This is a genomic window from Thermobacillus sp. ZCTH02-B1 (genome assembly GCF_002159085.1).
Lineage (GTDB): Bacteria > Bacillota > Bacilli > Paenibacillales > Paenibacillaceae > Thermobacillus.
The window spans coordinates 255709-265808 of sequence record NZ_LZRU01000019.1 but is presented as its reverse complement, the minus strand read 5'-3'; the positions used below and the strand labels follow the sequence as shown (position 1 = coordinate 265808).

Here is a 10100-nt window from a genome sequence, read left to right as displayed (position 1 = left end):
GCGGATCATATTGCAACTTGCGAAAATGAAAGAGCCGCTGGCAGCCGAGCACCCAGCCGACAATGAGATACAGCAGGATGCGGTAGAGGGGAAACAACGAGTTGTTTGCCTTCGCAAACGATAGCCCCTGCAGCGCCTTGGCGAGCTTGATTTTCTCGAGGTATTCCAGAAAGATTTTGGCGCCTCCGAAACTGGTCGCATGTCGCAGGGAAAATTCTGTCTTGATTTTGCTGACGGGTGTGGTAGACTTCACCTTAAAGGTGCTCCTTTCTTTGGCTGGAGTTTTTTTCGTCAAACACCATTCTACCAAAGAACAGGAGCCCTTTTTATGTTTTTAAAAGAGTTTTACTTTCGAAATTCAGGATAACCTCTTGTCCCTTGCGGGCCGGTCCCCGTCCGCATAGGATGAACCGATCGGTTCAAATCCCTATGCGAAAGCGGGCTGAATGCGTGCCATGAGAATGCTCTTCACCTATTTCGTGCCGAGCGGCGGCGTCGAGACGCTGAACCGGACGCGCTGCATCGCGCTCCGCCAGATCGGCATCGAAGGACATCTCCTCTACCTGCACGACGGCGCCGGCCGGCAGAACATCCGCGACATTCCGCTTTTCATCACGAACTACGATCCCGACATCGTCAACATCCTGAACACGTACCGCTACGACGCGATCGTCACCGTCTGCGACCATCTCATGCTGCAGCGGCTGCGCGGCCTTGGCTACGCCGGCCCGATCCTGTACGACGCGCAAGGGTACGGCAGCCGGGAAGCCGCCGTCGGCACGCTGCACGCCGCGTCATTCTTCGTGCGGATGTACGGCAGCGCCGTCCTCGCCCAGCCGTCTTCGCACATGCTGGAACTCGTCAACGCGATTTTCCCGGATTTTCCGCGGTTCTTCCTGCAGAACATCGTCGACCGGAACCTGTTCCACTACCGGCCCGCCCCGTGGCTCAACCCGACGAACGCGCCGATCCTCGCCTGGGTCGGCCGCATCGAGCCGAACAAGAACTGGCAGCTTTTCCTCGAGCTCGGCGCGGCGCTGGCGCAGCGCTACCCGCTCCTGCAACTGTGGATGTTCGAGGATCCGAACATCAGCGAGCCGTGGCAGCGGGCAGCCTTCCAGACGACGGTCGAGACCCTGGGGCTCCGGGACAGGCTGCGGATGTTTCACAACATTCCGCACGACCATATGCCGTATTACTACTCGGCCATCGGCGACTCCGGCGGCATGCTCGTCTCGACCTCGCATATCGAGGGATTCGGATACGCCGTCGCCGAGGCGGCCGCCTGCCGCTGCCCGGTGCTGTCGACCGACTCCGACGGCGTGCGCAACACGATCCTGCACAACATCACGGGCAAATTGTTCCCGCCGGATCTGAACGCGGGCGTGCAGGAGGCGATCTCGCTCATCGAGGACAGCGCCCTGCGCACCGCCATCCGGCTGCAGGGCGAAGCGTATGTCCATGAAAATTTCTCCGCTTCGCGCTATGCCGCCGATTTCCGGAATGTGCTCTTGGCGCTCGGCATCCGGCCGCCGGGATGAAATACGGTGATGCGGGGGGTGAAACGCATGGGACCGACCGTATCGATCATCATCCCGTTCCACAACGATCCGTATATCGCGGAGGCCGTCGAGAGCGCCCTGAGCCAGACGTATCCGTACACCGAAGTGATCGTCGTCGATGACGGTTCGACCGCGTACCAGCACCTGCTCGATCCGTACCGGCGGCACATCCACTATCTGGGCAAGGCAAACGGCGGTACCGCGAGCGCCCTCAACCACGGCATCCGGATGGCGGCCGGACAGTACGTCGCCTGGCTCAGCTCCGACGACCGGTTCGTGCCGACGAAAATCGAGCGTCAGGTCATGCACATGCACCATACCGGCGCGCGCCTCTCGCATACGAACTTCCACGTCATGAACGAAAGCGGCATCATCGTCCAGCACAACGCGGCCGCCGTGTTTCCGACGGCCCGGCAGTTCGCCGCCGCATTTATGAACTTCTGCCCGATCAACGGCTGCACCGTCATGATGTCCAAATCGCTCGTCGCCGAGCTCGGCTGGTTCGACGAATCGCTGCCCTACACCCACGACTACGATCTGTGGATCCGCGCGCTGCTGTCCGGCATCGACTTCCATTTCATCAACGAGCCGCTCACGATCTACCGCCGCCACCCCGCGATGGGCACGATGCGCCATTACGCCGCGATCCAGGCGGAGGTGCAGATGGTGCAGAACCGCTATCGTCATCTGCTTCAGCACCACGTGAACAGGATGCCGGGGTGAAGGGCCGGCCGTCCCGCGGAAACATGACGAAGCCTCCGGATGCTTCCGCTTTTCGGCGGAAACGGACCGGAGGCTTCATCTTCATCATCCCGGCGTGTCGTACGCGATCCAATGTCATCCATATTTTTGCAATCCTACACCGCGATCCCGAGATTTCGCAGAAAAGCGTTCCACCGTCTTGCGTACCTCGCGAATGTCGCTTCCACTTCCTCCCGGATCGCCTCCCGGTGCCGGACCGTTCCCATCGCTTCGTGCATCCGATATTCCGTGAGCGGCTCATCCAGGTAGTGAAAAGGAAACCCCGCCAGCATCGCCCGATACCAGAAATCGAGATCATGCGTATACGGCAGCCCCTCGTCAAAGCCGCCCAGCCGTTCGAACAGCTCCTTGCGCATCATGACCGTGCAGCCGTTCACCGGATTGCCGTTCACGAAAGCGCGATAGAACGCGTCCACCCGATCGCCGCCCGGCGACACGTGCGGGTTCGTCACGCGCCCCTCGCCGTCGATGACCGCAAACGCCGTGTGGCCGATCCACGCGCCCGCCGCTTCCATCGCCGCCATCTGGCGGGCGATCTTCTCCGGCCGGAAGCGATCGTCCGAACTGAGCCACGCGACATACCGGCCGGACGCGAGGCGGAAACCCGCGTTGAGCGCGCTCGGCGTGCCGCCGTTCGCCTTGCCGATGTAGTGGATCCGGTCGAGATACGGCCCGAGCCGTTCCGCCTGCTCCGTCGAGCCGTCGTCGACGACGATCACCTCGACCGACGGATGCGTCTGCGCGAGCGCGCTCTCCACCGCCTCCGCGACATACGGATCGTTGTAAAAAGGAATCACGATCGTCGCATCCGCCACCTTGCATCCCCCGCTATGGCGCTTCCTTAGTCCTGCCCGGTCCGCATGAACCAGGCGACGCCGCCGGCGTCGTCGTCCAGCGTATCCGCCACCGAACGCGCGAACGGAATTTCCGGCCGCCAGCCGAGCGCCGTGAGCGCGGACGGATCGGCCGGCGGCGGCGACGGCGCGTCCGAGTCGCCGATCAGCCACTCCACGCGGAAACCGGCCGCCCGCTCGTATGCCGCCGCCACCTCGCCGAGCGTCCGCTGCCGGCCCGTCGCGATCGGATAGACGCGCCCGGGCTCGCCGCGCTCGAGCAGCACCTCGTACGCCCGCACCGCATCCCGGACGTCGACGTAATCGCGCCGTTCCGTCAGGCTGCTCAGGCGGAACGGCGCCGGGTCCGGCGCGCCGGCCAGCCGGGCCCGCCGGAGCGCGCGGATGTGCGCCGCGATCAGCGCCGGAAGGCCGAGGGACGGACCCGGCCCGATCAGATTCGCCGGCTCGGCGACGACCGCCGCCGTCCCGTACAGATGATGCCAGCTCTGCACCACGGCGGTCAGCAGCGTCTTGCTCAGGCTGTACGGATGGGGCGGCCGGGGCGCACCGCCGTCCGGCGGCCAGTCGAAGCGCAGCATCGAACCCGCCGCCGCGAATCGGAAACGGTCGCCCATCTCCCTTCGCGCCGCCTCGAGCAGATAGACGGCCGCCATCACGTTGACCTCCAGATACCGCGCCGGCTCCCGCCAGGACGGCCCGGCGGAGCTCAAGCCCGCGAGATGCAGGATCCGCTCCGGACGGACCCGGGCGATCAGCCGGTCCACCTCCGTCCGATCCGTCAGATCGCAGAACTCCGCTCCGGCGCCCAGCCGCTGCAGCACCGCCGTCCGCGGATCGTCCGCGTGCCGCAGCACGCCGACCACTTCGTACCCCCGCCGGGCGAAAAACGCACAGGCATGCAGCCCGCAGAAGCCGCCCGCCCCCGTCACGAGCAGACGGACGCCGCTCATCCCGGCCACCCTTCCCGCATCCATTCGGCCAGCTCCGCGAGCATCTCCGGATAATCGGGCGGCGTGTACCCGAAATCCGTCCGCTCCCGCACCAGCGTCCGGTCGATGCGCGGCTCGTCGACGAGACGGATCGTCACGTCTTCCTTCCCGAACGCCGCGCGGAACATTTCGAGCAGCTCCATCTTGCTGACGACGCGCGACGCCGTCAGATGCACGAGCCCGCCGATCTCCGGACGCGCCGCCGCATACTCCACCGCCCGCGCGAGCTCCAGCGTCGTCACGCCGTTCCACAGCACCCGGGCGTAGCCGTCCACCGTCCCCTTCCGTCCGAGGAACCAGCGGAGAAGCCCGATGCCGTTCTCCCGAATCTCCGGACCGATGATCGACGTCCGGATCGTCAGATGCCGCGGATCATGCACCTCGCCGAGCGCCTTCGTCCGCGCGTAGGCCGTCTCGCCGTCCGGCCGGTCCGACTCCTTGTAGCCGCCCCGGTCGCCGCGGAACACGCAGTCCGTGCTGATGTGGATGAGCCGGCCTCCCGCCAATTCCGCCGCCCGGGCCAGCCAGTGCGGCAGGAGGCCGTTCACGAGATAGGCCTCCTTCGGGCGCCGCTCCGCATCCTGATTGAGCACGCCGGCGCAGTTGACGACCAGGTCCGGACGGACCCGCTCCACCGCCTCCGCCGCCGCGTCGAGATCCGTCGCATCGAGCACCAGTTCGCCGGTTCCGCCGGACGCCTTGCGGACCGTATACAGGACTTCGGCGCCCGCCTTCCGGAAATACCGGACCATCATGTGGCCTGCCATCCCGTTTCCGCCGATGACGAGCATTCTCATGGGATGAACCCTCCCCGGACGAGCATCTCGCGAATCTCATCCTTCGTCATGAGATTGTCGGCGGAGCTGAAATTCCGGATCGCCGGCTGCGGGTACCCCGCGTACCGCTCCCGGAGGCCGGGGATATGAAGCGGCGGCAGGATGACGAGATACTCGCGGTCATAGACGACCGTGCTCTCGCTTTCGAACTCCGTGAGCAGAATCTCGTCGATCTTCTCGCCCGGCCGCGTACCCGTCTCCACGATCGGTACCCGCCGTCCGTACGCCTCCATCAGCACCTCCGCCAGATCGACGATCCGGCAGCTCGGCATCATCATGACGAAAATCTCCCCGCCGACGCTTTCCGCCGCCGCCTTGAACAGCAGCCGGATCGCATCCTCGAGCGTCAGGAAAAACCGCGTCATCCTCCGGTCCGTGATCCTGACTTCCCGATTCTGGAGAATCTGCTGCCGGAACAGATGGATCACGCTCCCGTTCGTGCCGAGCACGTTGCCGCCCCGGACGCAGACGAACGTCGTGCCGCTGCGCAGCAGATTCGCGTAGACGATCAGCTTCTCGCCGATCGCCTTCGTCATGCCGTAGAAATTCGACGGGTTCGCCGCCTTGTCGGTGGAGATGTAGACGACCCGCTTCACCCGGTTCGCGACCGCCGCCTCGATCACGTGCTGCGTGCCGAGCACGTTCGTCTTGAGCGCCTCGTACGGTTGCTCCTCGCAGACCGGCACGTGCTTCAGCGCCGCAAGATGGAACACGTAATCGACGCCGGCGCAGGCGGCCGTGAGCGCGTCCCGGTCCCGGATGTCGCCGATGCGGAACGTGAGGCGCCGGTCCTCGAACTCGCGGCTCATCGCGACCTGCGCGGCCTCGCTGCGGGAGTAGACGATGATTTCCGCCGGGTCCTGGGGCAGCAACTGGCGCACCAGCTCGTGTCCCCACGAACCGGTGCCGCCCGTCACGAGAATGCGTGCATTAGTGAACACCCCATTTCCCTCCCAGCAAAAATTTGACCACGATGTCCGACACGTTGTCCGCATCGTACCCTTCCGGCACCTTCCAGCGGGCCGGCAGCGACGTCATCGCGACCACTGCTTCCGCGATCCGTTCCGCCGCCACGCCGCAGACGACGTTGCTGCCGCAGTCCACCGTCTCCGGCCGCTCCGTCGAATCGCGGATCGTCACCGTCGGAACCTGGAACAGGCAGCATTCCTCCTGCACCGTGCCGCTGTCCGTAATCGCGCAGAACGCCGATTGCTCGAGCCGCGCGAAGTCGAAAAATCCGAAAGGTTCGTGAAATTCGACCAGCGGATGGAGCCTGACCGGCATCCCTCCGGTTTCGATCCGGTGGCGGGTGCGCGGATGTACGCTGCAGATGAGCCGCTTGCCCGTCCGCTCCGCCGTCCGGTTCAGCCCTTCGACGATCGAGGCGAGCCGTTCGGGCACGTCGACGTTTTCCGCCCGGTGCGCGGTCACGATGATGTACTCGCCGGGCTTGAGATTCAGGCGCTTCAGCACGTCGCTCGCCCGGATGCGCTCCTCGTGGTGCAGGATGACCTCGCGGATCGGATTGCCCGAGATCACGATCCGTTCCGAAGGGAACCCCTCGCGCAGCAGATTCTGCTTGCTGTACGGCGTGTACGGCATGTTGATCGTCGACACCGCATCGATCACGCGCCGGTTTTTCTCCTCCGGAACCTTGAGGTCATAGCAGCGGTTGCCCGCCTCCATGTGCACGACCGGGATGCCCATCCGCTCGGCCAGCACCGCGCACAGCGCGCTGTTCGTGTCGCCGAGGACGAGCACGACATCCGGCTTCTCCCGTGCGAGGATGCGGCCCGTCTCGCGGAACATCTTCCCGAGCTGCGCCCCGACGGAATAGTCATCCGCCGCCGCGGGCAGCGCATAGTCCGGCTTCCTCACCCCGAGCTCCCCGAAGAAAATGTCGCTGAGCCGCGGATCGAAATTCTGCCCCGTGTGCACGAGCACGTGCCGATCCGCCAGCCGGTCCAGCTTCGCTATGATCAGGCTGAGCCGGATGATCTCCGGCCGCGTGCCGAGAATCGTCGCGACGCGCAAACCCCTCTACCTGCCTTCCTGGATGATATCGCCGCCATTTCGTCCGCATCCCGTCAACGCCGCGGCCGCTTTGCAGCGACTCCGTCGCGTTTCGTCCTTCCTTGCCCGCACGGCATCCCCGCTGCAACGCCCCGCGGCGGCTCAAGCGCCTTTGTCACGCGGCATCCGCATGGCAGCTCCGCCGCGGCGCCCCGGGGGGGAACCGCGCGGCCGATCCCGCCGCTCGCCGGCTCACCCCCTGCGGCGCCGGAACCGGCCGCGGCGGGCGCGCACCCTCCGCCGGCCGCTTCCCGCAACCCGGCGGCGGACGATCCGTCCGCCTCTGCGCGCATGCCGCCGTGCCCGCCGCCCCGACGGCCGCCTCGCCCTTGCGCCGCGCGGTGAGCGCCTGCGGCCGCGCGCCCCGCGTCCGCTCCGCATGCGCCGCGCGCGCCGGCGGCGCCGTCCGCCGCCCCGGGCCGCGCCGCCCCCGATCGCCGGGCCTTGCGGCAGCGCCGCGATCACCTCGTCCGGCACCTGGCGGACGTCTTCGGGCCGATGCCCCGCGGCGAGGAACGCCGCCTTCGACGCGAACGGCCGCAGCGCAATGCCCTGCCGCAGATAGACCGCGGGTCCGCTCCCGCGGATCAGCAAGCCGCGCGGCATCGACTCGGGCCGGAACGAGGCCAGGAACGCCTGCAGCCTCGCCCGGTACGCGTCGATGCCGAAGGCGGCGACCGCCGCCTCGCGGCTGCGCGCCCCGATGCCGGCCAGTTCCCCGGGCCGGTCGAGCAGCCGGATCAGCGCGGCGGCCAGCGCGGCCGCGTCGCCGGTCGGCACGGCCCATTCGGCGTTGTCCGTCGCGGCGTGAATCTCCGCGAGCCCGCCGGCGGCGTACGAGACGACGGGCTTTCCGAACACCATCCCCTCCAGCGCGGTCAGCCCGAACCCTTCGGGCGCCAGGCTCGGCACGACCAGCGCGTCCAACGCCGGATAGATGCGATCGATCCGCGATTCGTACCGGATCCACCGGTACCGGTCGAGCATGCCGGCTTCCCGCGCCATCCCGAGTCCGGCTTCGAAATACGGCTGATCGACCGGATTGCCGGCGATCAGGAACCGCGCTTCCGGATGGCGTGCGGCCGCCGCCAGCGTCGCTTCCATGAAATGGTGGAAACCCTTGTTCGCATAGATCGAGGAAGCGACGAACCCGACGAGCGGTTGCGAAGCGTCCACGCCGAGCATCCGGCGCGTGCTGTCGCGATGCAGCGGCCATTCCTCGGGCCTGAGCGCATGGTCATCCCAGGACGGCGGCAGCAGCGCGGCCTTCGCGCCGGCTTCCGGCGACCGGAACGGCGCGAGCACCGTCTCCGATATGCCGACGATCCGGTCGGCATGCGCGGCGATGAATCCCGCAATCTCCGCCGTATGCTCCGTCTCCCGCATCGCCTCCATCACCGCCCAGACGACCGGAATGCCGAGCGCCCGTGCGGCGACGGCCGGCAGCGGATGGACGCAGGTGGCGGTCAGCACGGCCGCCGGCTCCTCGGAGGCGAGCCACCGCACGAGTTGTCGGAACGGCTCGCCGGCCATCCCTTCCTGAAGTTCCCGCCGCCAATGCGGCAGGCCGAGATAGAACGAGGGGGCGAGGGACAGCGGCAGCACGGCGGTCCGGATGCCGTCCGCGCGCGCGTCCGCCGCGATCCGCCCTTCGCCCGGCACCGCCAGCACGCAGTCATACCAGGCCGCCAGTTCGCGCAGCATGAAGGCGGTCAGCTTCTCCGCGCCGGTCACGAAATCGGGATTGCACAGATGGGCAAACACGATGAGCCGCGGTTTGCTTGCATGCATCACATCGTTCGGGTCCTCCTTCATCGCGTACTCCATCATATGGGGCGGGCGGACGGCACGGCCCGGCACATGACCCCCCGCGCCCGCGCGCCCGCGCATCATCCGAACAGGACGCCGAGCATCTGCTCCAGCCGCCGTACGTACGAATGATCGCGCATCACCCGGTACAGCCCGTTCAGCGCGATCGCCCGCCGCTCGTCCTCATGCGCGAGATAATGGTCGATCTTCGCCGCGAGCTCCTCCGGCGAGGCGTACGTCTCGATTTCCCTTCCGGGCACGAAATACGCGGCCAGCTCGCCCCGGACATCCGTCAGCTGCAGCGACGCGCAGGCCGCGATCTCGAACGTGCGCGGATTCGGCGACACCGCGCCCACCCCCAGGCTGTTGCTGTTGAACGTGCCGTCATCCGGTTCCCGGTGCATGTTGATGACGATTTTCGCGCCGCTGTAGACCTGCGCCGTCTCCTGCGGCGTCATCCAGCGCCCTTCGATCCGGGACTGAAACCGCTCGTAGTCCCGCAGCCGCTCCCACCAATAGCCGATGATCCGGATGTTCCGGCCCTCCAGATACGGCAGCAGCCGGTCGAAAAACGCCACACGGTTCCAATAACCCGATCCGACGAACGCGACGTCGCACCTCACGTCAGCCGGCGTGTTCTGCGGACGGAAATGGCCGGGATGGAAGCCCAGCGGCAGATGCCACACCCGCGGGCATCCGGACGCGCGGTAGAAATCGACGCAGTTTGCCTCCAGCGTGAACACCTCGTCGTAATGCAGCGCGATCGAAGCGGTCAGGTCCGTGTAATACGGGTCGTCCGTGAACCAGATGGCCGTCCGGATGCCGAGCTCGCGGATCCGGTCCGGAATGTCCGTCGGAACGTGCAGGCCGTCGAGGAACAGCACCAGATCCGGCCGGACGGTCGCCGCCGCCTGCACCGCCTCTTCCCGGCCGGCGACGGTGAGACGCGTCACCAGCTGCCCCAGGCCGGCCGCCACCGCCTCGTCGATCGGCGAATAGGGGAACCCTTTTCCGGTCGGCACGTACAGGATGTGGACATCCCGCACCGGCGGCGGCGTCCCGGCGGCCCGCAGGACGGTACACTCGCACAGCCCCATCCAGTAGCCGTCCCGCCAGCCGTCCCGCCAGCCGTCGCGGCTCCCGGCGGCATAGCGGGCGGCATGCGCCCTACTCCTGACGGAGCGCTTCCTTGCCGCGGCGGTCACGAACATC

9 protein-coding genes and 1 pseudogene are annotated in these 10100 nt (G+C 66.8%); 2 read left to right on the top strand and 8 right to left on the bottom strand.

Annotation, left to right across the window (positions count from 1 at the left end; genetic code table 11):
- A pseudogene (locus A9Z00_RS09545) lies at positions 1–253 on the bottom strand (IS1380 family transposase); the annotation flags it as partial.
- Between the two features lie 193 nt (positions 254–446).
- Between A9Z00_RS09545 and A9Z00_RS09540 the strand changes: the two are divergent.
- Both A9Z00_RS09540 and A9Z00_RS09535 read left to right on the top strand, forming a co-directional pair.
- A complete protein-coding gene (locus A9Z00_RS09540) occupies positions 447–1541 on the top strand; it encodes a glycosyltransferase family 4 protein (protein ID WP_296976373.1) in 1095 nt (364 codons plus the stop codon).
- A gap of 27 nt (positions 1542–1568) precedes the next feature.
- Complete coding sequence (locus A9Z00_RS09535; protein ID WP_296976371.1) at positions 1569–2285, top strand: glycosyltransferase; 717 nt, start codon at positions 1569–1571, stop codon at positions 2283–2285.
- A 134-nt stretch (positions 2286–2419) separates the two neighbouring features.
- On the opposite strand, the gene A9Z00_RS09530 is transcribed toward A9Z00_RS09535, so the two are convergent.
- The 7 genes from A9Z00_RS09530 to A9Z00_RS09500 form a co-directional block, all read right to left on the bottom strand.
- Positions 2420–3139: a glycosyltransferase gene (locus tag A9Z00_RS09530; protein ID WP_296976368.1), complete on the bottom strand. Its 720-nt coding sequence runs from the start codon at positions 3137–3139 to the stop codon at positions 2420–2422.
- A gap of 26 nt (positions 3140–3165) precedes the next feature.
- Complete coding sequence (locus tag A9Z00_RS09525; protein ID WP_296976366.1) at positions 3166–4131, bottom strand: NAD-dependent epimerase/dehydratase family protein; 966 nt, start codon at positions 4129–4131, stop codon at positions 3166–3168.
- Positions 4128–4967, bottom strand: coding sequence for a dTDP-4-dehydrorhamnose reductase family protein (locus A9Z00_RS09520; RefSeq protein ID WP_296976364.1), 840 nt, complete (start codon positions 4965–4967; stop codon positions 4128–4130). Before A9Z00_RS09520 ends, A9Z00_RS09525 begins: the two co-directional genes overlap by 4 nt.
- The gene (locus A9Z00_RS09515) at positions 4964–5947 is read right to left on the bottom strand and encodes a polysaccharide biosynthesis protein (RefSeq protein WP_296976361.1); all 984 of its coding nucleotides are present in this window, start codon (positions 5945–5947) and stop codon (positions 4964–4966) included. Before A9Z00_RS09515 ends, A9Z00_RS09520 begins: the two co-directional genes overlap by 4 nt.
- Positions 5937–7040 carry a non-hydrolyzing UDP-N-acetylglucosamine 2-epimerase gene (wecB, locus tag A9Z00_RS09510; protein WP_296976358.1) on the bottom strand — a complete coding sequence of 368 codons (1104 nt, stop codon included), beginning with the start codon at positions 7038–7040 and terminating at the stop codon, positions 5937–5939. Before wecB ends, A9Z00_RS09515 begins: the two co-directional genes overlap by 11 nt.
- Before the next feature lie 231 nt (positions 7041–7271).
- On the bottom strand, positions 7272–8870 hold the full coding sequence (locus A9Z00_RS09505; protein WP_296976355.1) for a glycosyltransferase family 4 protein: 1599 nt from the start codon (positions 8868–8870) through the stop codon (positions 7272–7274).
- Positions 8871–8968: 98 nt separating this feature from the next.
- Complete coding sequence (locus tag A9Z00_RS09500) at positions 8969–10099, bottom strand: CgeB family protein (protein ID WP_296976352.1); 1131 nt, start codon at positions 10097–10099, stop codon at positions 8969–8971.
- Between the last annotated feature and the right edge of the window lies 1 nt (position 10100).

What these genes read in the sequence shown, in the direction of transcription:
- A9Z00_RS09540 (WP_296976373.1), top strand. Translation starts at nt 447, where the DNA reads ATGCGTGCCATGAGAATGCTCTTCACCTATTTCGTGCCGAGCGGCGGC.
- A9Z00_RS09535 (WP_296976371.1), top strand. Translation starts at nt 1,569, where the DNA reads ATGGGACCGACCGTATCGATCATCATCCCGTTCCACAACGATCCGTAT.
- A9Z00_RS09525 (WP_296976366.1), bottom strand. Translation starts at nt 4,131, where the DNA reads ATGAGCGGCGTCCGTCTGCTCGTGACGGGGGCGGGCGGCTTCTGCGGG.
- A9Z00_RS09520 (WP_296976364.1), bottom strand. Translation starts at nt 4,967, where the DNA reads ATGAGAATGCTCGTCATCGGCGGAAACGGGATGGCAGGCCACATGATG.
- A9Z00_RS09505 (WP_296976355.1), bottom strand. Translation starts at nt 8,870, where the DNA reads ATGCATGCAAGCAAACCGCGGCTCATCGTGTTTGCCCATCTGTGCAAT.
- A9Z00_RS09500 (WP_296976352.1), bottom strand. Translation starts at nt 10,099, where the DNA reads ATGTTCGTGACCGCCGCGGCAAGGAAGCGCTCCGTCAGGAGTAGGGCG.